Below are 20,139 nucleotides of genomic sequence, written 5' to 3'. Positions count from 1 at the left end.
CGGGACGGAACCTGGGGGGCTTGGGTGGATCGGGGGCGTCTGGCCGGAGTGACCGGTGCGGGTGGGCCAGGTTCGGGGTATGCCGTGGGCGGGCGGCTGGTGCTGACCGCGGCCCACGTTGCCGGATCCGCCGGCACCCGGGTCGAGGTCTTCCACCCGGGTGGCCACGGTACTTCGGGTGGGACGGTGGTGTGGTGCGGCACCCCGGGTGGGCGGGACGACGCCGCACTCGTCGCGGTCGACGAGGACCAGTGGTGGAAGCCGCCGACCGCACCGCTGCGATGGGGACGTACGGTATCGGACCGGCCCGGTACTGGCTGCGAGACCTGGGGCCTGCCGGATGTCGCCCAGCGTGCGGGCAGGGCGGTGGAGGCCCAGCACCTGAGCGGAAGACTCGATCCGGCCACCGGGTTCGTGGGCAACCAGTACGTGATGGACCTCCTCCCGCACCCCCCGCACTGGTCACCCGATGGAACCTCGCCGTGGGGCGGCCTGTCGGGCGCGGCGGTGTTCGCCAACGGGTTGCTGGTCGGTGTGGTGGCCTCCGACCGCGCGTACTCCGGTGGCGGGCAGCTGAACGTCGTGCCCGCCTACGTCCTTCACCACGACCCCGCCTTCCGGAGCGCCCTCGCCGAGCACGGCGCCGACACGGGCGACGGACTGGAGGCGGTGGAGTTCCAGCACCTCGCCGACCGTAGCCAGGGCCCCGGCCGCAGCACGAGGCTGGGCTCGCCGGCGACCCTGCTGGATGCCCGGCACCGGACCGTGCCCTTCCACGGCCGCGAAGCATTGCTGGAAGCGCTGAGCGCGTGGTGCGCGCCGGACGGGTTCGGGGCTTGGCTGCTGCACGGGCCGGGCGGGCAGGGCAAGACCCGCCTTGCCCACCAGCTCGCCGCCCGACTGACCGCCGGGCGCTGGGCTGTGCTGTGGCCGAAGGCGTCCGCCGCCCCGGACCAGCTGGCAGAGTTGCGGCACGCTGCCAGGCCGCTCCTGGTCGTCCTCGACTACGCCGAGACCCGCACTGAACAGCTCGCCGCCATCGTCGTAGCCGCCGCCGAGCACCCTGGAACCACCCCGTTCAAACTTCTGCTCCTCGCCCGTACCGACGGCGACTGGTGGCGCCAGGCCGTCACCGCCACCATGCTTGCCGAAGACCGCCTCGCAACCGCTCCCACCCACCTGCTCGGCCCACTGGAGAATGACCCCGTCCAGCGAGCCGACGGCTACCTCGACGCCGCCCGCGCGCTGGCCGCCGCCCTGCCACTGGTCGACGGCCTGACCGGACACGACTGGCTCGCAGCCGCGGACTCGCTGCTGCCGCCGCCGCAGCTGGACCAGGATGCCTACGGCAATGCGCTCACCCTCCACATGACCGCCCTTGCAGATCTACTGGACTCCGCCGAGCCCCCGAACACCGGCCTGGCGGGGCCCGTTCCCAGTGGAGCCGTGCGCGAGAGGGCACAGGTGGAGGACCGGCTCTTGCGCAACGAGAGTCTCTACTGGAGGTGGAGCGCTGCTGCCATCGGCCTCACCCCGAGCCTGAGCGACGCGACGCTGGAGACGGCGCTGGCCGCCGCCCACTTGGTCGGCGCCGCCGACATCGAACAAGCCGACCGGCTGTGGCGACAGCTCCCCGCCCTGGCGGACCAGCGGCGCGATCGCCGCAACCAGGTCACTTACTGGCTCTCCACCCTCTACCCGGCCGGCACCCCCGGACAGCCGTGGGGCGCGCTGCAGCCCGACCGGCTCGCCGAACGCCACATCGGCCGCACCCTCGACGCCAACCCCTATCTCGCCGACCAACTCCTCGCCGGCGCGGACCAGGCTCAGACCGAGCGGCTCATGACCGTCTACAGCCGCGCTGCCGCCCACCCCGTCTTCGCGGACCGCCTCGACACCCAGCTCACCGCGCTCTGCACTCTCCGTTACAAGGAGTTGTCCCAGCACATCATCAGTACCGCCACCCGCACCGACCACCCCACTCCCCTTGTCGCAGCCCTCGACGCCACGATTTCCGACCCCACAACCCCCCTCCACGACCTTCTCACCATCAACGGCCAAATCCCGCCGCTCAGTCGGCGCCTGGCCGCCACCGCTGTCCTCCTGACCCAGATCCTGGTTGGCCACTACCGTGCGCTGGCGGAAGCGAACCCCGACACCTACCTGCCCGCCCTCGCTTCGTCCCTGAACAATCTGGCCGTCTGCCTGGGCCAGGTCGGGCGCAGGGAGGAAGGCCTGACCGCCATCCAGGAGGCCATCGGCCTCCGCCGTGCCATGGCGGAGGCGGACCCTGACGCTTACCTCCCCGACCTCGCCTCTTCCCTGAACAACCTGTCCGTCCGGCTGAGTGCGATGGGACGCAGGGAAGACGGACTCGTCGCCATCCAGGAGACCGTTCACCACTACCGCACGCTGGCGGAAGTGAACCCCAGCACCTACTTGCCCGACCTCGCGGCCTGCCTGAACAACCTGTTGAACCGGCTGAGCGACGTGGGGCGCCGGGAGGAAGGCCTCACCGCCATCCAAGAGGCCATCGGCATCCGCCGTCCGCTTGCGGAGGCGAACCCCGACGCCTACCTCCCCGACCTCGCTACCTCCCTGAACAACCTGTCCAACCGCCTGAGTGACATGGGGCGCAGGGAGGACGGGCTGGCCGCCGTCCAGGAAGCCACCGGGATCCGCCGAGTGCTGGCGGAGGCGAACCCTGACGCTTACCTGCCCGACCTCGCCTCTTCCCTGAACAACCTGTCCATCCGGCTGAGTGAGACGGGCCGTAGGGGAGAAGGGCTCGCGACCATCGAGGAGGCCGTGCGCCATTACCACGCACTGGCGCAGGCCGACCCCGCCGCTTACCAGTCCGATCTCGCCTCGGCCCTGAACAACATGGCCGTCGATCTGGGCCGGGCAGGGCGCAGGGAGGAAGCCCTGGCCGCCATCCAGGAGACTGTCGACCAGTACCGAGCGCTGGCGAAGGCGAATCCCGACGTCTACTTGCCCGACCTCGCGAGGGCCCTGAACAACCTGTCCAACCGGCTGAGCGATGTCGGCCGCAGGGATGAGGGCCTGGCGACGGTCCAGGAAGCGACCGGGATCCGCCGGGCACTGGCAGAGGCGAACCCCAGCGCCTACCTGCCCGATCTCGCTGCCTGCCTGAACAACCTGTCCGTCCGGCTGGGTGACGTGGGGCGCGGGGACGACGGGCTGGTCGCCGTCCAGGAAACCGTCGGCCACTATCGAGTGCTGGTGAAGGCGAACCCCGGCACCTACCTGCCCGACCTCGCCACGGCCCTGAACAATCTGTCCATCCGGCTGGGTGACGTGGGGCGCAAGGAGGAAGCCTTGGCCGCTGTCCAGGAAGCCATCGGCATCCGCCGCACGCTGGCGGAGGCGAATCCGAGCGCCTATCTGCCCGATCTCGCCTCTTCGCTGAACAACCTGGCCGTCCGGCTGGGTGAGGTCGGGCGCAGAGACGAAGGACTGGCGGCCATCCAGGAGGGGGCCGGCCACTATCGAGCGCTGGTGAAGACCAACCCCGACGCGCATCTGTCCGACCTCGCCACTGCCCTGCACAATCTGGCTGTTCGGCTCGGTGTCCTGGGGCGCAGGGAAGACGGGCTGGTCGCCATCCAGGAGTGCACCGGTATCCGTCTCGTACTCGCCGAGGCCAATCCCAGGGCGTTCGCGGCCGATCTGCGGAAATCGCTGCAGGTGGCAGCTTGGCTGCGCGGACTCTCGCGCTAGTCCGGCGGAGGATCAGGGGCTTCGGCGAGTCTCGATCGGGTGGCGGCCCGAGTCGTCGCTGACGGTGGCTCGGTAGCTGTCGGCATGCAGGAGGCCCTGTTCGGTCCGGGCGTGGTGAAGGTGCGGGGTGAGGGTGTCCGGGGCGGCGTGGAGGAGGTAGTTCGGGTCGGTGAGCAGTTGGTCCAGCGCGTCGTTGCCTGCCGCGGCGGCGTGGTCGGCGGCGTGGCGCAGGAGGTAGGGACGTGCGTTGGCCCAATCGGGGGTGTCGCCTTCGGCGGTGGGGACATCGGCGGTGAGGGCCTGGTGGAGGGCGACGGGATCGGTGTGGGCTTTGGTGTGGTTGGTCAGGGCTTGGTGAAAGTAGCGGTAGAGCAGGCTGTGGTCTGTGTCGGGGGTGGTGCGGAGGTAGAACGCGGCCTTGGTGAGCGCGCGGCGGGTGTCGGCGAGTGCGTATGTGTTCGCGTGTGGGCCGGCGGGCCGGTGGGCGAGGGCAGCGGTGTGGATGAGGGCGAGCGGCATGCCCTGGCCCCGAGCCTGGCCGAGGACGTTGAGGACGGTGCGGATCCACGGGTCGTTGGCCGCGAGGTTGCCGATGTCGAGGTCGAAGACTTCGGTGATGGTGCACGGCGGGCCGGCAGGGGCTCGATCAGGGGTTGTCAGGAGGTGGTTGGCGTAGAGGTGAGCGACGAGGAATGCGCCGTGGTCACTGTACTGCGCGAGCCGTTCCGCGATGGGACGGACCTCGTCTCGAGGGAAACGCTTGCGTGGGAGCAGACGGCGCAGGTAGGTGTCGAGGTCGTCGGCAAGGACGCGGCGTTCGTGACCGCTTTTGGGGTCGAGGTCGAGCTCGGCGCCGGGATGCTCCGTCAGGTACTGGCGTAGGGCGGGGAGGCTATCCCACCACTTTCTGGTGCCGATCATGACGCGGCAGCCGGACGGTCGTCCTTTCGCGGCGGCCAGGGGCAGCAGAAGGCTGTTGAGCACGGCAGCGGGGTCGACCGCCTCGTCAAGGGCGTCCAGGACCACGAGCACGTCGCCCGCGGTCCGCAGCTCGTGGAGGAGCTCAGCCGTGTCTGGCGGCGGAGTCTCGGGGCGCGTGACATTCGCGCCGCGGCCGAGCTGCTGGTGGTGGAGTTGGTGGTACAGAGAGTCGGTGATCTGCTGGAAGGTGAGCTGGCGGGCGTGAACGGCGAGAACGACATCCGGCTGGCGGGGGTCGAAGTGTTCGACCGACCGGGCGATGCGTTCGCCGAGCTCTTCGAGTTCGGGGTGGAGCAGGCAGACGGCGACGCCGAGAAGGGCGGATTTGCCGCTGCCCTCGCCGCCGGTGACGACCAGCAGGGGCTGTGGGAGGGGCCGGGCGTTGGTGCACCATGTCTGGATGAACTCCAACTGGGAGCGGCGGCCGGAGAAGAGAACGTCCTGGACCGTGGAGGTACCGGCGGCACGAGTGGCGAAGTGCAGCGGGTCAAGGTCGGGAGAGCAACCGAGAGCGAACTCGCGCAGCCTCGGGTCGATCCGCGCCAGCGGGCTGATACGGGGGTTGCGGGTGTGGGCGGGGTTGCGGAAGAACGGCTGCGGTTCACCGTCGGCCTGGATGTGCGGCGTGCGGACGAGGGGCTGGCGGGGACGGTGGGCCGCGCGGTCGGCTCGGGCGACGTGGCGGTCGACGGCCGTGGCGAGAGTCTCCAAGGGCACATGGGTGAGGGTGGGCGTGATGTCGAGGTCGCCGTCCGCGAGTTGATGCAGGACCTCCGCCGTCGCTGTGGTGAAGCGGGCGCCGTAGGTGATGGCGTTGCTGGTGCAGGCACCGATGATCCACACGTTGCGCGGCGCGTCCTGTCGCCGATGGGCGGCGAGGTCGGTGAGCTGCTGCTGAACGAGAGCCTGTCCGGCCTCGCACACATCCAGCAGGAACAACACGGGCCGGCCGCTGTTCTCGGCTGATTCCAGGAGCCTTCCGAAGCTGACGCAGGTGTCGGACAGCAGGTCCTCGCGAGCCTGCCCACCGGACGCGGCCAGGTACAGGCTTCCATTCCCAGCCTGGATGCCGTGGCCCGCGAAGTGCACCACGAGTGGTTCGCCGGGGTCGGCCTGCCGGCGCAGCTCCCGCCACCGGCTCATGAACTCGCTCTCGTCGCCCTCCAACAGCGGTGCTCCGTCTGTTACGGCACCGGCCCGCGCAACCGCCGAGGCCAACTCCCTCACCGCTTCCGCAACCGTCGGCAGCGGCGTGAAGCCCTGGACCCCGTCTGCCTGGTCCTCCTCGCTCACGAACGGCTCGGGAAAGTCCCCGACCCCTGCCACCAGCGCTCTCACCATCGGATCCCCCTGCCAGGCTGACCGGGCCCCGCCAGGCCCGCGCGTTCCCTGCCATCCGCCACGCCGCGCCGGCCCGGTCCGGCCCGGCCCGGTACGCGAAGGCTTGTCAGGAAATGTACGGAGCGACGGCCGCCGCCAGGAGCCCGTTCGCGAGATAGCCGCCGAGTCCGTGAAACCCGAGCCCGTTGTCGCACACCTCGTCCTGGTCGACGGGGAACACCTCCGACAGCTTCGGCGGGACTGCCACCACATCGCCGACATCGGCGATGTTCACCCAATGCTTCACTCCAGCGGGCCGTGCCCCACGGCCCGCACGCAGTGCGGGATCCAGCCGGCGAACCAGCGACGGGACCCGCAGCGGCGAGCCCACCGTCACCAGGAGTTCCACTGTCAGCTCCGGAAAAGCGTGGAGCGTCTCGTACGCGATGTACGACCCCAGCGAATGCGCGATCACCACCGACGGTGCCTCACGCCGGATGACCCCCGCCACCCGTTCGCGTACCCGCCGCCGCCGCTCCGGCCAGGAGGTGTAGGCCTCCACCTCACGCAGGTTCGTGACGACGGTGCGCTCAAGGCGGCGGATCAGCTGTTCCCTCACCGCCGTTTCAAGGCGGCCGCCGCGTTCGTCGACCAGCCAACCGAGCATCTGCCGCAACGGCACCAGCCCCACGTTCTGCGGATCCTCGGGTACCGGGGCCCCCGCAGCGACCAGCCACTGTGCGGCCTCCGCGCGCTGCCCGTCGCTGAGATCCTCCAAGACCGTCTCCCGGGCCGACTGCGCCTGCTCCGGCAACTCCTGCCGGAGCAGGTCCGCGTAGTAGGCCATCACTATCTCCGGGATCTCGACCGATAGCATTGCGAGGCTCTCGGCGAGCTTCGGGCGGCAGTCCGCCGTCCGACGCAGGCCCGCTTCCTCCGGCGTCGCGCCGCGTACGTAGTTGAAAATCCCGTGCACCAGCACGATCCCCGCCATCGATACATCCCCCAGTCCCCCGGTGTGCCTCTGGCCACTGCGCACCTACCCATCCCACCCTGTTCGCCACACCACGGACTTGCCGCACGGGACACCTTGGGCGGGCCGCAGGACGGCAGGGCGTGGACGGCCGACGAGATCGTGAGGGTGCGGGAGCCGCCGAGGGCGAGGTCACTCGTTCCCGCACCACTCCTGGAAGCCGTCGAAATCGGGCGACGGGTTCCCGTACACGGCTGATACCAGGCGGAACAGCGGGTCGCCGGTCGCCGCGAACGCCCTCTCCGCCGCGGGTGCGAGGGTCTCGGCCGTCGCCTCGGGACTCAGGCACTGGAGCCCGTCCGGGTCGAACCAGAGGACGGCGGGAAGAGGAAGCACGTGCTTGAGCGCCTCCTCGTCCGCCATCGGCAGGTGCATGCCCACCTCACGGATGAGTTCCCGGGCCCGCTCACTGTCGGGCGCGGCGCGTTGGGCGTGGAGTGCGAGCGTGACGTGACACGGTCCGTGGTAGTGGTACGGGAGGTGGCGAAGCGCGTACATCAGGATCTCCTGGGCATCCGCCAGGCCGTACCGCACACGGAACAGCGCTTCGTTGACGACCAGCCAGGGGTCTCCCGGGTTGAGGGACAGCGCCTCGTGGAGTGCCGCGCGTGTTGCTGTGGCGTCTTCGGCAACGACGGCAGCGCTGCCCCTTTCCCAGGCGTCGGCGGCACGTTGCCTGCCCTCTTGCAGGGCGGTGGCGCCTTCGCGGACCAGGGTGACTGTTTCCACGTCCAGATCGTCTCGACCGGATTCAGCGATGATGCCAAGGGCTTCCTCGGGTTCGCCGCAACTCGCGTAGGCGGCTGCGGCGATCTCGTCGAGAGTCTCCCGATAGGGGAAGCGCTGTTTCATCGCCTCGTAGGCCTGGATCGTCCTGTACGGCGCTCCGAGTTGGTATGCAAGTGCTGCGAGGCTCAGGTAGTAGCCGCAGTAGTTGGGTTCGACGCGCACGGCCTGCTCGTGCAGGACGAGTGCCTCCACGGAATCACCGAGCAGCGCATGGACGAGCGCGGCGCCCACCAGGGCATGTGTGTGGCCCGGCCGGTACTCCAGCGCCTCCAGGTAGTGACGCAACGCCTCCTCAGGACGGCCCTGCCGTTCGGCGAGGTTGCCCGCCGCGTGGGCCGCGTCGGCGGGTGTGAGCTCACGTGCCGGCAGGAACCACTGGATCGCGTCCTGAACCTCGAACCATCCGTTGTGGGACTGCTCCAGCCAGGAATCGGGCACGGCCGTCCCGAAGTAGCGCCGCACCTCGGTGAGGCGCCGCTCTTGCGAGGCCGCGTACTTGGCGATCTCCTTCTGGTTGCGGAAGATCTTGGCAACGTGGAGGGTCAGGCCGGACACGGTGTTGGTCAGGGGGTGAACGATCTTCTCGGCGCCTTGGCCGACGACCGGCCCGATCCGGTACCGGGCTCCTCTCATCGCAACGATTTTGCCCTCGTACTCGTGGGGGCGGCATTCCGCCAGATCCAGCGGACTCCCGTCCGCGGCTGCCGTCACAGAGCCTCCTGCCACTCTCCGCTGTATAGCTTCAGGTAGATGGGGCTGCCGATCAGCGCGTCCTGTGTGCGGCTCAGCAGTACGAACACCGTGTCGAATGCGAGTTCCCCGTACCCCTGCGAGAGGAATGCGCTGGTCTCCGAGGACACGGCGTACCTGCCGTCCACCGCTTCACTGAAGTACCGCAGCGAGCAGTCCAGCTGGAGTCCTGGTCGTGACCGGGACTCCAGCCTCACCACGTCGACGGCCGGATCGGAGATGTGGCGCCCGTTGAGCGGCCGGGCCCGGAAGACCCCGGCGTGGTGGAGGTACCGGGCGCCGGCCGGGGGATCCCCATCCTCAAGTTCTGCGATGGCTCCCTGCCGGGCCAGTCCCGTGAGCACGTGACGTAGCTGCCGCATGAGCTCGGCCCGGTCCAGGGAACCGCCGTGCAGCAGATGCGGCCGTCCGAACGTCGTGCCGTTCCCGAACAGCGCCGTGACCGCAGGATGCGCAGGGCCGGTATCGCCTGACGAAGCGGCCATCGTCGCGTACAGCCGCTCCACCTTCGAGTGGGACACGTAGCAGAAGTAGTCCCGCGACGAGACCACGGAAGGGCCCTGCGGTGTCCCGCGGTCACCACCGGCGCATGCCGGGCGGTCGCCACTGCCGGGACGCGGTAGTTCGGCACCCCCATGGGCGCCGTTCCGCTTGTCGTCCACTTCCAGCCACATGCGGCGGAACTCCGAGACGTCACCGTGGAGTGCCCTCACCACGGGCTCCAGCGACTGCCAACGGGGAACCCGTTCGCCCCGGAGGATCTCGCCCACGGTCGCATGGCTCACCGCGTGCCCGGCGCGCCGCGCGATCTCCCGGGTCGACGGTTTCGTATTCTCGCGGTGCAGAAGCTCGATGTTGCGGTGCAGTACGTCCATTGCGCTGACCCCGGCTTCGGTGTCGTCCATGGCCCTCATCCTGTATGCCGGGTAACCCGCTCGTTACCGCTTCCGGACTATTCCTGCGTTACCCGCGCCTGCCGCGCCAGAACCCCGGAACGCGCAGTGCGGCATAGGCGCGCAGGATCGCGGCCCGCTCCGCCGGGACACTGCCTTTCAGCGCCAGGACCAGGCCCAGTACCCACACGACGAGGGCCACCACCGCGACCGCGCTCGCCGCGATCAGACCCCATCCCACAGCCCCCGGCGCAACGATTTCCTGAAACATGAGAGCCCCCTTTGGCTACATCGCCCGAATCCGAGGATTCCAGGGAAGTCCGCCCCGCGGACGATGCGCTGACGACCCCTTCCACTCCCTTCCACACCCTTCCGCTCTCTTCCACCTGCTCACCTGTGAATGGCCGTCGGTCGGTCCAGTTGTCGGGAAGCGCCAGTCGCGCTTGCGGAGCACCGGACGCCGGGCACGACCGACGCGGCGGGCCTTACCGGCACCACTTCGACGACAGGACCTGGTTCGGCCGGGGCCCGGCCATCGAGGTGCATCGGGAGTACGACGAGCAGGCCGCGCGGACCGCCGACCATGTGGACCCGGGCCGGGTCCAGTGAGGGATCCTCCACCCGCAGGTCGGCGAGCTGCCACGCGCCGGCGTGCGTCCGGCCGCGGAACGCGGTCCGGCCAGGGCGCGCATGGTGCTGGACGCGCCGTCGGCCGCCAGGACCCAGCGGGTGGGCACCGGGCCGAGGGCGTCCGACCGTACGGTGGCGCCGTCGGCGTCCTCGTCCACGGACCGGACGGCGGTCGAGCGGTGCACGCGCACCCCCGCGTGTTCGGCCTCCGCGGCGAGCAGCAGTGCCGCGCTCAGCCCGACCGGTCCCGCCCCCACCACTGCCACGTCGACGTCGTCGCCCACCATGCTCCGCACTCTATCCAGGTCCCATCGTCGCCTGAAGGATGCTCAAAGATGCGTGGGGAAAGTCGATTTCGAGCATCATCTTTCACCGAGGCCTACCGGAGCGCTATCTTGCCAGGAGCATGCCAAGGAGCTGTGTCCGTGTCCCGGACCGCACGAGGAGCTGCCCCATGAGACTGCCCAGCATCCGCAGGAGCCAGGGTCGGCAAGGCCCTTCAGGCAGCCGAGTGCACGCGGCGCGGCGGCGGCGAGGGCGGCGCACCCCGGCCGTCGCCCTGCTCGCCGCCGCCCTCGCCGTGGCAGGTCTGGCCGCCGCCGGACCGGTCGCTTTACCCGCCTTACCCGCCTCGGCCGCCTCGGCCGCCCCCGCCGGAGCCACGGCGACGGCGGGCGACGTCACCGGTTTCACCCGGTCCGGGAACACCTTCACCGTCACGGCCTCCGGCGGAGCCAAGGCCCGCGTGGTCGTCGCCCGCGCCGACATCTTCCGCCTCTGGCTCTCGCCCGACGGGTCCTTCACCGACGACCCGGCCGGCACCGACCTCGCGCCCACCACCGACTTCGGTCCGGTGACCGCGAGTTCCTCGGATGCCGGCGCGTACTACCGGATCACCACCGGATCCCTCTCCATCCGGGTCAACAAGAAGCCCCTTCAGTTCTCCGTCTACCGCGCCGACGACACCACCCCCGTCTGGCAGGAGACCCGGCCCACCAACTGGACCGGCAACCGGACCACCCAGTACCTGGCCCGGGGCACGGACGAGCAGTTCTACGGCACCGGCCTGCGCCTGGGCGAGTGGGCGCTGCGCGGCAAGACCGTACCGATCGCCGTCGACAACAAGTGGCGCGAGAACGACAACGCCAGCCCCGCCCCCTTCTACATGTCCACCAACGGCTACGGCGCCATGCGCAACACCTGGGCCCCGGGCTCCTACGGCTTCGACGCGCCCACCACCCTCACCCACGACGAGAAGCGCTTCGACGCCTGGTACTTCACCGGCGACTCCCTCAAGTCCGTGCTCGACGCGTACACCGACGTCAGCGGGAAGCCGTTCATGGCGCCGATGTGGGGCTTCGAGCTCGGCAACGCCGACTGTTTCAACGCCTCCAACCCCGACTACCAGGGCGATCACAACCGGCTCCGCCACCAGACCACCCCCGACGTCGTCGGCTACGCCGCAGACGCCCGGGCCGCGGACATGCCCTCGGGCTGGTTCCTGCCCAACGACGGCTACGGCTGCGGCTACACCGCGCCCCTCAAGCCGACGGTGGACGCCCTGAAGGCCAAGGGCTTCCAGACGGGCCTGTGGACCTCCACCGGCCTCGGCTCCATCGCCGACGAGGTGGGCACGGCCGGCAGCCGGGGCGTGAAGACCGACGTGGCCTGGATCGGCAGCGGCTACAAGTACGCCTTCGACGGTGTACGGCAAGCCGTGGACGGGATCGAGAAGAACTCCGACGCCCGCCGCTTCGTCTGGACCGTCGACGGCTGGGCGGGCACCCAGCGCAACGCCGTCGTCTGGACCGGCGACACGTACGGCACCTGGGACGACATGCGCTGGCACGTCCCCGCCATCACCGGAGCGGGTCTCTCCGGCCTCAACTACGCGGCCGGCGACGTCGACGGCATCTTCGGCGGCAGCCCGCAGACATACACCCGGGACCTGCAGTGGAAAGCCTTCACCCCGGCCTTCATGACCATGTCCGGCTGGGGCGCGACCGGCCCGTCCGCCGGCTACCACGACAAGCAGCCCTGGCGCTTCGCCGAGCCGTACCTGTCGATCAACCGCAAGTACCTGCAGCTCAAGATGCGGTTGATGCCGTACCTGTACACGATGAGCCGCGTCGCCCACGAGAGCGGCGTACCCAGCACCCGCGCCATGGTCCTGGAGTATCCCGACGACCCGGTGGCCCGCGGCAACCTCACCAGCGGCCAGTTCATGGCCGGGGACTCCCTCCTCGTCGCGCCCGTCGTCTCCGACACCTCGGTCCGCGACGGCATCTACCTCCCCGCCGGCACCTGGACCGATTACTGGACGGGCCGTACGTACGCGGGCCCGGGGTGGCTGAACGGGTACCAGGCACCCCTCGACACCCTGCCGCTCTTCGCCAAGGGCGGAGCCGTCGTACCGATGTGGCCGCAGATGAACTACAGCGGCGAGAAGCCCGTCTCCACCCTCACCTACGACATCCACCCGCGCGGCACCTCCTCCTTCACCCTCTACGAGGACGACGGCCGCACCCGCGCGTACCGGTCCGGCGCCTACGCCCGCCTGCGGGTCGACGTCACCGCCCCGACGGCCGGCTCCGGCACGGTCACCGTCTCCGTGGGCGCCGCCACCGGCGACTACACCGGCAAACCGGCCTCCCGCGGCTACGAGTTCACCCTGCACGTGGCCACCGCACCCGCCACCGTCACCCTGGACGGGACCCCCGTGCCGGGCCTGGCCTCCAAGGCCGCCTACGACTCCGCCGCGTCCGGCTGGTACTTCGACCCGGCGGACCGCTCCGGAATCCTGTGGATCAAAACGCCCGGCACGGCACGCGCGTTCAGCGTCTCGGCCACCGGCACCAGCGTCCCCGCGGCGGCGGCCCTGCCCTCGTCCGCCCCGATCGACCGGTCGGCCTGGTCCCTGGTCCACGCCGACAGCCAGGAGACCGCCGCCGAGAACGGCGCGGCCGTGCGCGCCTTCGACGGGAACCCGGCCACCCTGTGGCACTCGGCCTGGTCCTCGGCGAAGCCCGCCCCGCTCCCGCACGAGATCCAGATCGACCTCGGCGCCCGCTACGCGGTGGACGGCCTCGGCTACCTGCCCCGCCAGGACGGCGGCGTCAACGGCCGGATCGGCGGCTACGAGGTCTGCGTATCCGACACCACCGCCGAGTGGGGGCCACCGGTGGCGAGCGGCACCTTCGCCGACACCGCGGCCGCCAAGACGGCGGCCCTCGCCCCGAAGAGCGGCCGCTACCTCCGCCTGAAAGCACTGACCGAGGCGGGCGGCCGCGGCCCCTGGACCAGTGCCGCCGAGATCACCCTCACCGGCCGGCCCGCCCCCTAGCCCTCCAGACCGCCGAGCACGGCCCGGCACTCCCGCCGGGCCGGCTCGCTCAGCAGTCCGCGCAACCGTGAGAACAGGGCGCGGAGTTCGCCGCCCCACGCCTCGCGGAAGGCGGGATCGATCCGCGCGAGGTCGAGCTCGTTGGCCGCCGACAACTCGGCGAGGTCCCGCCGGAGTTCCAGGGCGGGGGAGTGCACGCGGCCGGTGAACCGGTCCCGGAAGGCCGCCTCCTCGCGGGCGAGCGTCGGATACGAAGCCGCGCGGTCGCAGGCGGCGTACCCGTAGACGATCGCCTCGGCCTCGTCACCGATGACCGCGGCCAGTTCGGCCCGCCGGGCGAGCGGCAGCAGGGCGGTGGGAAAACCGTCCGTACCGTAGAACGCGTGGCACAGGCCCGCCCGCCGGAGCGCGGGCCGCGCCCCCCAGGACGCGAGCAGCCCCTGTACGCGCCCGAGGTGTGCGAGGAGGGTCCCGCCCGGGTGGGCGATCTCCTGCGCACCGAGCTCCCGCAGCCATGCGGCGGCGTGATCCGACACCGGCGTGTCCCTCCGGTCGACGTGGACGGGCCGGACGGGTCGACACCCGGCCCCGCCCGTGCCTGGGTTCCGGACCCCGTGGCACGGGCAGGGACGGGTTGCCGCCCGGGCCCTGCATTGATCTTGATCCCAACCAAAACCCAAGTCAATCCTCCGATTTACTCCCCACCTCCAAGCGATACCTTGGGTCTCATGACCCTCGATGATCTTCGTGTGTTCGTGGCCGTCTGCCGTGCCGGCAGCCTCAGTGCCGTGGCCCGCGACCTCGGCTGCACCCAGTCGGCCGTCAGCCAGCACGTCCGCCGCCTGGAGAAGCAGACCGGCACGAGCCTCCTGGAGCGTCACGCCCGTGGCGTCGTACCCACCGAGGCCGGCCGCATCCTCCAGGCGGCAGCCGCCGACGGCATCGCCGGACTCGACGGCGCCCTGCGCCGCGTGGACGACCTCGTCCGGGGCGGCGGCGGCACGGTCCGCGTCACCACCGGCGCGACGACCGTGCGGCACTTCATGTCCGAGGCCGTCGTCACCTTCCGCCGCCGCCACCCCGAGGTGAGCCTGGAGTTCCAGACCGAGAACTCCAGCCGCAGCTGCTTCGACGCCCTCGCCGCCGACGACCTCGACCTCGCCTGGATCACCATCGGCGGCCCGGTCCGCGGCATCGAGCTGCGCCCCGTCATGGAACTGCCCTGGGTGCTCGCCGTCGGCGCGGACGACCCCCTCGCCGCCCGCGCCCGCATCGACCCCGCCGACCTCGCGGGCATCCGCCACATCCGGCTGCCCGAGAACTCCGCCTCCCGCGCCCACCTCGACGCCGCCTTCGCCGAATCCGGCGTCCGGGTGAGCTCCGACACCAGCGTGGCCGACTGGGACACCGCCCTGCTGCTCGCCGAACTAGGCCTCGGACACGCCGTCGTGCCCGCGCTGCCCGGCTGGCAGGTCCCCGGCTCCGACGGCCCCCTGCGCCTCGTGCCGATCCCCGCCCTGCCGCCGCTCGCGGTCGGCTGGGCCGTCCGCCGCTGGGCCGCCCTCGCCCCGCCCGCCCTCGTCTTCGCCGACGAGGTCGCCCGCAGCTGCCGGGCGCGCGCCGCCGGGCAGCAATGACGCCGCCACCAGTCCAACGGCCGCCAGCACGGCCAGCGCCACCAGCGGCGAGCCGTGCGGCCCGGCGCTCGCGGCGACCGCGATCCCGAGGGCCGGGCCGACGTTCATGGCCGTCTGCTTGAGCCCCCCGACGACCCCGGCGTACCCGGCCGGGGCCTCGCCGACCACGGCCCCGGTGGCCGTGACCATGACGGTGGTGAACCCGGCGCCGAGCACCCCGAAGGCCACCGCGGACGCGGAGCCCAGCCCGGCGATCCCGGCGACGACCAGCCCCGTACCGGCCAGCGCGGTCCGGCGCGCACCGAACCGGCGCAGCGCCAGGCCCGCCACCGGCGCCCCCGCCACCATCAGTGCGGTCAGCGGCAGCACCCGCACGCCGGTGGCGAGCGGGTCCAGCCCCTCGACGTCCTGGAGATGGAACGTGGCCGTGAACAGCGCCCCGAACATGCCCGCGGAGACGATCAGCAGCAGCCCCATCGAGGCCGTCACCGCCGTGGACCGGGCCACCGCGCGCGGTACGAACGGCTGCGCGGCCCGCCGCTCGCGGCGTACGAACAGGGCCGCGAGCCCGGCGGCGGCCCCGAAGCCGATCACGGTGGGCGCGGCGGTCCACCCGTACCCGGGCACGCCGACCAGCGCGTGCACGAACACCGCGAGGGCGGTGGCGAGCAGGGCGGCGCCGGTGAGCGCCGGCCGCCCGCGCTCCGTCCGCGGCGGCGCGGGGGCCCGTACGGCGAGCGTCAGCGCGGCGATCACCAGGGCCACCGGCACATTGATCACGAACACCGCGCGCCAGTCCCACCGCGCCACCAGCACACCCCCGAGCAGTGGACCGGCCGCCGCGGCCAATCCGATCGCGCTGGTCCGCACGGCGACCGGAGTGGCGAGCCGGTCGGGCGGGTAGGCGAGCCGCAGCAGCGCCAGCGTCGCGGGCTGCAGCAGGGCGCCGAACACGCCCTGCGCGGCGCGCAGCGCGATCACCCAGCCCACACCGGGCGCGAACACGATGCCGGCCGAGGCCGCGGCGAAGCCGAGGACGCCGACGCAGAGCAGCCTTGGGTGCCCGTACCGGTCGCCGAGGCGCCCGGCCACGACCAGGAACGCGGCCACGGCCAGCAGATAGGCGGTACTGGTCCACTGGACCTGCGCCACGCTCGCCCCGAGGTCGCGCCGAAGACTCGGCTGCGCCACGGTCAGTACGGTGCCGTCCAGGGCGACGAGCATGGCTCCCGCCACGCTGACGAGCAGTGATATCCGCTGCCTCATACGGGCTCCGGACCGAGGTGCGCGTCGACGGCGGCGCCGACGAGCCGTTCGACGCCGTCGGCCGGCGCGCCGCCGAGGGCCAGAGGCAGGCTGCCCCAGCGCCACAACTGCGCCACGCCGTGCAGGTTGGCCCACAACGCGGCGGCGGTGACGGAGGGTTCGGCCGCCCCGCACCGGCGGACGAGCGTCACGAGGAGATCGAACATCGGGAGGGTCGTGTCCCGCAGGCGCGGTCCCTCGGAGGGACCCTGGCCCGTACTGTCCAGCAGGTCATGCCGGAACATCAGCGCGAACATCCCCGCGTGTTCCAGCGCGTAGCCGACGTACGCGCACCCGAGGGTCCGCACCCGCTGTCGCGGGGTCAGCTCCGGCGCGCCGGCCGTCGCCGCGATGCGCACCCCGAGATCCTCGAACCCGCGCCGCGCGATCGCCGACAGCAGGGACTGGTGGGTGGGGAAGTACCGGCGCGGCGCCCCGTGCGAGACACCCGCCCGGCGGGCGATCTCCCGCAGCCCGAGAGCGCCGGCGCCCTCGCTCATGACGAGTTCCACGCCTACGTCGATCAGCCGCTCCCGGAGCGGTCTCTCCTGGTCCATGATCACTGTCTACCAGGGTGCGTAGACAGTGTCTACTCGCTCGCCCATGGAGCCGGGGTGCTCTTCGGCGAGGCCTGCGGCGCGGCGACGAGCGGGAGTTGGGAATCGTTGGGCCCGGGGGATGTGTCGGGGCTGCGAGGTGTCGCTCTAGACTTCAGGGTCAACGTTTCGCAAAGCCATGTACGGCGCGGGGGAGCTCCGTACGCGACGATGGGGTAGCCAGTGCTTCTGAAAACGTTCGGCTGGTCGTTCGCGGTCACCGCGCTCGGCCTGATCGCAGCGGTGTTATACGGGGGGTCCGGCGCAACCGCAGGCTGGCGGCGGCCGAGGCGAGGGGCGCGGGCTCCGACGAGAAGGCCGAGGTCTCCTCCGGCGTCTGAGCCCGCCCGTCCGCCGGCACCGCGTCCACGGCCGGCGGCACCGCGCCCGGCCCCGGAGGCCCTGTTCCGTGGTGCGGGGGATGATGGAGTGGCCGGGGAGGTGGGTCAAGTCTGATCCCGCGGCCCGGTGGAGGAGGTGCACGTGCCATGACGGAGCACGACGGCGGTCCGTCGGCGCAGAAACTGGAGGAGGGCCGGCTGCTAAAGGAGCTGGAGGCCATCCACCGCACGCGCCACGAGACCCTGTTGCACGGGTCCGACGACGCCCTGGTCACCCACACGAAGCGGATGAACGAGCTGGAGCACGAGTACGTACGCCGCCACCCGCAGCGGGCCCAGACCGCGGGCCGCACCCGCTCGGGAGCCCGCGCCCGCAACACCGGCGACTAGAACCGGCGACCAGGCCCCGGCGGTGACCAGGCCCCGGCGGTGACCGGGCCCGGCGGTGACCGGGCCCGGCGGTGACCGGGCCCGGATCCGGCCTGCCGGACGGTCAGGAGACGGGGTCGAGGAAGGCACCGAAGGCGGTCGGCAGGCGCTTCCACGCCTCCCGCCCGGCGGCGAATTCGGCCTCGGTCAGCAGACACGAGTCGAGGAGCCCCGCCAGCCCTTCGCGGTCGAGGCCGGGCGAGGTGAAGACCAGGTGCTGGCAGCAGTCGCCGTGCTCCGGGTGCCAGCCCAGCGCGGCGGCCGCCCTGCGCACGGGAGGCACCATCTCCCACGCGGCGTCCGGCAGCGAGGCCAGCCATGGGCCGCTGGTCTCCACGCGGAGCGCGCCGCCCGCGGCGTCCCAGGCCAGCAGGGTGTCGGGGCGGTCGGCGAGCCAGAAGCGGCCCCGGCTGCGGGCGGCCCCGGCCGCGAGGTCCTCCAGAGCCTCGTAGAGCCGCTCCGGGTGGAAGGGGCGGTGGCGGTGCCAGACGAGGGTGGAGACCCCGGCCTCGTCCGCCTCCTGCGGCAGCAGCGCGCAGGCCGGATGCTGTGCGGCGGCCGCCGCCTCGGTGTCGAATCCGGCGAAGGCCGCGCGCGCCAGTTCGCCGGACCCCGTCTCCACCCGGCGGGCGGTCGGGTGCAGCTGGGCCAGCAGGGCGCGGTCCTCGTCGTCCGCTTCCGCGCTGTCGACGAGCGCGAGGACGGGTGCGTACTCCAGCTGCCGGGCCCAGGTGTCCCCGACGGTCCGCCGGTCGGTGGGGGCCGCGGCGAGCCCCGCCTCCGCCAGGTCGTCCCCGTTGGCGAGGTACGCCAGGACGAGGGCGGGGTCGACTGCGGTGATCACATTGGTGAGGTCCAGGGCTTCGCCGCCGTGCGCGGCCACGACCTCGGCCATGGCGCGCGGTTCGACGGAGTCCCACAGTTCGACGACGGCGAGCCGGGTCAGTCCGTCCGCAGCGAGGCGCCACAGCTCCGGGAGCATGTCCTCGCGCAGCGCGCAGCACGCGCAGTCGTTCACGAGCGGGGCCTCGCCCCGGGACAGCTCGCCCGAGGCGTCTCGCACCAGGCGCCGTACGGTTCCGCCGGCCGCCGTGGCCAGGTCGTGGTGCAGGGCCACGCTGCCCGGTACGGCGGCCAGCAGCTCCCGCACCGCACTGCGGCGGGCGTCCGCGTGGAGCCCGCCGACGATGACGACGGGCAGGGTCACGGCCTGCTCCCGTAGCGGCGCTGGAAGCGCTCGACACGGCCGGCGGTGTCCAGGACGCGGGCGGTGCCGGTGTAGAAGGGGTGGCTCTGCGAGGAGATCTCGACGTCGATGACGGGGTAGGTGTGGCCGTCCTCCCACTCGACCGTCCTGTCGCTCGTGGCGGTGGACCGGGTGAGGAAGGCGAAGTCGGCGGCCTTGTCGCGGAAGACGACGGGGCCGTAGGCGGGGTGGATTGCGGGCTTCACGGTGCGCTCCTTGACGAGGGGAGGGGAGGGGGCGGGGTCAGCGTTCTTCGCGGAAGTCGACGTGCCGGCGGACGACCGGGTCGAACTTGCGCAGCACCATGCGGTCGGGGTTGCTGCGACGGTTCTTGCGGGTGACATAGGTGTGGCCGGTGCCGGCGGTGGAGCGGAGCTTGATGATCGGGCGTACTTCGTTGCGTGCCATGAAGGCAGTATACGGAAATGGTTCCCATTTTCAATAGAGGTGGGATCGAGAGCCTTCTTTGCCTCGAATGAGACAATCTTGTATCGTTCGAGGCGAAGGAGGCTCAGCCGTGATGAACGAAGAAGAACTGCTGGACGGCGCCGCCCGCGTCCTCGCCGGGGATCACAGCGCCTCGATGGTGCAGATCGCCGCCGGCATCGGCACCAGCCGCGCCACGCTGAGCCGCCGCTACGCGACCCGTGAGGCCCTGCTCAAGGCCGTCGCCGTCCGGGCGATCGAGGTCGTCGACGGGTGCCTGGCCCCGCTCGACCTGACGCAGAGCGCCGACGCGGCCGCCTTCGACACCGCCATCGAGGAACTGGTCATCGCCCTGATGCCCGCCGCGCACCTCTACGGCTTCACCTCGCGCGACGCCACCGTCCTCGCGGACCCGGAGTTCCGGGCCGGCGTCGACCGGCAGGACCAGCAGGCCGTGGCCTTCATCGCCCTCGGCCAGCGGCTGGGCCGGCTGCGCGCGGACCTGCCGCCGTACTGGATCTGGTACTCGCTCTGGGGCCTGCTCGACGCCGCAGCCGAGGGCGTGCGCGACGGCCACTTCGCCCCGCGCCAGATCGGCCGGCTCGTGCTGACCTCCTTCCTCGGCGGGACGCGGCCGCCCGGGCAGCCCCCCGCCGGCGCTCCCGCGCCCTGAAGCTCC

At 71.6% G+C, this 20,139-nt stretch carries 16 protein-coding genes and 1 pseudogene; 5 read left to right on the top strand and 12 right to left on the bottom strand.

Going from position 1 to position 20,139, the window contains the following annotated elements:
- Positions 1-84 precede the first annotated feature (84 nt).
- Positions 85-3,741: a tetratricopeptide repeat protein gene (locus ACZ4YL_RS09290; RefSeq protein ID WP_468114981.1), complete on the top strand. Its 3,657-nt coding sequence runs from the start codon at positions 85-87 to the stop codon at positions 3,739-3,741.
- Between the two features lie 12 nt (positions 3,742-3,753).
- On the opposite strand, the gene ACZ4YL_RS09285 is transcribed toward ACZ4YL_RS09290, so the two are convergent.
- The 6 genes from ACZ4YL_RS09285 to ACZ4YL_RS09260 form a co-directional block, all read right to left on the bottom strand.
- The gene (locus tag ACZ4YL_RS09285; RefSeq protein ID WP_468114979.1) at positions 3,754-6,063 is read right to left on the bottom strand and encodes a P-loop domain-containing protein; all 2,310 of its coding nucleotides are present in this window, start codon (positions 6,061-6,063) and stop codon (positions 3,754-3,756) included.
- A gap of 106 nt (positions 6,064-6,169) precedes the next feature.
- Positions 6,170-7,036 (bottom strand): hypothetical protein, encoded by an 867-nt coding sequence (locus tag ACZ4YL_RS09280; RefSeq protein ID WP_468114977.1) that lies wholly within the window; start codon positions 7,034-7,036, stop codon positions 6,170-6,172.
- A 171-nt stretch (positions 7,037-7,207) separates the two neighbouring features.
- Complete coding sequence (locus tag ACZ4YL_RS09275) at positions 7,208-8,497, bottom strand: tetratricopeptide repeat protein (RefSeq protein WP_468114976.1); 1,290 nt, start codon at positions 8,495-8,497, stop codon at positions 7,208-7,210.
- 74 nt (positions 8,498-8,571) lie between these two features.
- Positions 8,572-9,519 (bottom strand): hypothetical protein, encoded by a 948-nt coding sequence (locus ACZ4YL_RS09270; RefSeq protein WP_468114974.1) that lies wholly within the window; start codon positions 9,517-9,519, stop codon positions 8,572-8,574.
- Between the two features lie 58 nt (positions 9,520-9,577).
- Complete coding sequence (locus ACZ4YL_RS09265; RefSeq protein ID WP_468114972.1) at positions 9,578-9,778, bottom strand: hypothetical protein; 201 nt, start codon at positions 9,776-9,778, stop codon at positions 9,578-9,580.
- Between the two features lie 214 nt (positions 9,779-9,992).
- Positions 9,993-10,424, bottom strand: a complete 432-nt coding sequence (locus ACZ4YL_RS09260) for an FAD-dependent monooxygenase (protein WP_468114971.1) — start codon at positions 10,422-10,424, stop codon at positions 9,993-9,995.
- Positions 10,425-10,591: 167 nt separating this feature from the next.
- Between ACZ4YL_RS09260 and ACZ4YL_RS09255 the strand changes: the two genes are divergently transcribed.
- Entirely contained in the window at positions 10,592-13,480 is a 2,889-nt protein-coding gene (locus ACZ4YL_RS09255; protein ID WP_468114970.1) for a TIM-barrel domain-containing protein, read from the top strand.
- On the opposite strand, the gene ACZ4YL_RS09250 is transcribed toward ACZ4YL_RS09255, so the two are convergent.
- Positions 13,477-14,016, bottom strand: coding sequence for a DUF6817 domain-containing protein (locus ACZ4YL_RS09250; RefSeq protein ID WP_468114968.1), 540 nt, complete (start codon positions 14,014-14,016; stop codon positions 13,477-13,479). The two genes, ACZ4YL_RS09255 and ACZ4YL_RS09250, sit on opposite strands and share 4 nt — an antisense overlap.
- 192 nt (positions 14,017-14,208) lie before the next feature.
- Here ACZ4YL_RS09250 and ACZ4YL_RS09245 point away from each other — a divergent pair, with 192 nt between their 5' ends.
- Positions 14,209-15,117 carry a LysR family transcriptional regulator gene (locus ACZ4YL_RS09245; RefSeq protein WP_468114967.1) on the top strand — a complete coding sequence of 303 codons (909 nt, stop codon included), beginning with the start codon at positions 14,209-14,211 and terminating at the stop codon, positions 15,115-15,117.
- On the opposite strand, the pseudogene ACZ4YL_RS09240 reads toward ACZ4YL_RS09245, so the two are convergent.
- Positions 15,082-16,383: pseudogene (locus ACZ4YL_RS09240) on the bottom strand (MFS transporter); the annotation flags it as partial. The gene ACZ4YL_RS09245 and the pseudogene ACZ4YL_RS09240 sit on opposite strands and share 36 nt — an antisense overlap.
- Positions 16,380-16,979 (bottom strand): TetR/AcrR family transcriptional regulator, encoded by a 600-nt coding sequence (locus ACZ4YL_RS09235; RefSeq protein WP_468114965.1) that lies wholly within the window; start codon positions 16,977-16,979, stop codon positions 16,380-16,382. The gene ACZ4YL_RS09235 and the pseudogene ACZ4YL_RS09240, both read right to left, overlap by 4 nt.
- A gap of 527 nt (positions 16,980-17,506) precedes the next feature.
- On the opposite strand from ACZ4YL_RS09235, the gene ACZ4YL_RS09230 reads away from it, so the two are divergent.
- Positions 17,507-17,749, top strand: coding sequence for a DUF6158 family protein (locus ACZ4YL_RS09230; protein WP_468114964.1), 243 nt, complete (start codon positions 17,507-17,509; stop codon positions 17,747-17,749).
- Positions 17,750-17,852: 103 nt separating this feature from the next.
- Here ACZ4YL_RS09230 and ACZ4YL_RS09225 read toward each other — a convergent pair whose 3' ends face one another.
- Genes ACZ4YL_RS09225 through rpmG form a run of 3 tightly spaced genes read right to left on the bottom strand, consistent with a single transcriptional unit; the run spans position 17,853 to position 19,442 of the window.
- Positions 17,853-18,995 (bottom strand): CobW family GTP-binding protein, encoded by a 1,143-nt coding sequence (locus tag ACZ4YL_RS09225; RefSeq protein ID WP_468114962.1) that lies wholly within the window; start codon positions 18,993-18,995, stop codon positions 17,853-17,855.
- Positions 18,992-19,240 (bottom strand): type B 50S ribosomal protein L31, encoded by a 249-nt coding sequence (locus ACZ4YL_RS09220; RefSeq protein ID WP_468114960.1) that lies wholly within the window; start codon positions 19,238-19,240, stop codon positions 18,992-18,994. Before ACZ4YL_RS09220 ends, ACZ4YL_RS09225 begins: the two co-directional genes overlap by 4 nt.
- 37 nt (positions 19,241-19,277) lie before the next feature.
- Positions 19,278-19,442: a 50S ribosomal protein L33 gene (gene rpmG / locus ACZ4YL_RS09215; RefSeq protein ID WP_382543629.1), complete on the bottom strand. Its 165-nt coding sequence runs from the start codon at positions 19,440-19,442 to the stop codon at positions 19,278-19,280.
- A gap of 112 nt (positions 19,443-19,554) precedes the next feature.
- Here rpmG and ACZ4YL_RS09210 point away from each other — a divergent pair, with 112 nt between their 5' ends.
- Positions 19,555-20,133: a TetR/AcrR family transcriptional regulator gene (locus ACZ4YL_RS09210; protein WP_468114959.1), complete on the top strand. Its 579-nt coding sequence runs from the start codon at positions 19,555-19,557 to the stop codon at positions 20,131-20,133.
- The last annotated feature ends 6 nt before the right edge of the window (positions 20,134-20,139 follow it).

The organism is Streptomyces sp. NPDC030021 (assembly GCF_055574035.1).
This window is presented reverse-complemented; position numbering and strand designations above follow the sequence as displayed.

What these genes read in the sequence shown, in the direction of transcription:
- ACZ4YL_RS09285 (WP_468114979.1), bottom strand. Translation starts at nt 6,063, where the DNA reads ATGGTGAGAGCGCTGGTGGCAGGGGTCGGGGACTTTCCCGAGCCGTTC.
- ACZ4YL_RS09230 (WP_468114964.1), top strand. Translation starts at nt 17,507, where the DNA reads ATGACGGAGCACGACGGCGGTCCGTCGGCGCAGAAACTGGAGGAGGGC.
- ACZ4YL_RS09210 (WP_468114959.1), top strand. Translation starts at nt 19,555, where the DNA reads ATGAACGAAGAAGAACTGCTGGACGGCGCCGCCCGCGTCCTCGCCGGG.
- ACZ4YL_RS09275 (WP_468114976.1), bottom strand. Translation starts at nt 8,497, where the DNA reads ATGAGAGGAGCCCGGTACCGGATCGGGCCGGTCGTCGGCCAAGGCGCC.
- ACZ4YL_RS09235 (WP_468114965.1), bottom strand. Translation starts at nt 16,979, where the DNA reads ATGGACCAGGAGAGACCGCTCCGGGAGCGGCTGATCGACGTAGGCGTG.
- ACZ4YL_RS09270 (WP_468114974.1), bottom strand. Translation starts at nt 9,519, where the DNA reads ATGGACGACACCGAAGCCGGGGTCAGCGCAATGGACGTACTGCACCGC.
- ACZ4YL_RS09280 (WP_468114977.1), bottom strand. Translation starts at nt 7,036, where the DNA reads ATGGCGGGGATCGTGCTGGTGCACGGGATTTTCAACTACGTACGCGGC.
- ACZ4YL_RS09255 (WP_468114970.1), top strand. Translation starts at nt 10,592, where the DNA reads ATGAGACTGCCCAGCATCCGCAGGAGCCAGGGTCGGCAAGGCCCTTCA.
- ACZ4YL_RS09265 (WP_468114972.1), bottom strand. Translation starts at nt 9,778, where the DNA reads ATGTTTCAGGAAATCGTTGCGCCGGGGGCTGTGGGATGGGGTCTGATC.
- ACZ4YL_RS09260 (WP_468114971.1), bottom strand. Translation starts at nt 10,424, where the DNA reads ATGGTGGGCGACGACGTCGACGTGGCAGTGGTGGGGGCGGGACCGGTC.
- ACZ4YL_RS09245 (WP_468114967.1), top strand. Translation starts at nt 14,209, where the DNA reads ATGACCCTCGATGATCTTCGTGTGTTCGTGGCCGTCTGCCGTGCCGGC.
- rpmG (WP_382543629.1), bottom strand. Translation starts at nt 19,442, where the DNA reads ATGGCACGCAACGAAGTACGCCCGATCATCAAGCTCCGCTCCACCGCC.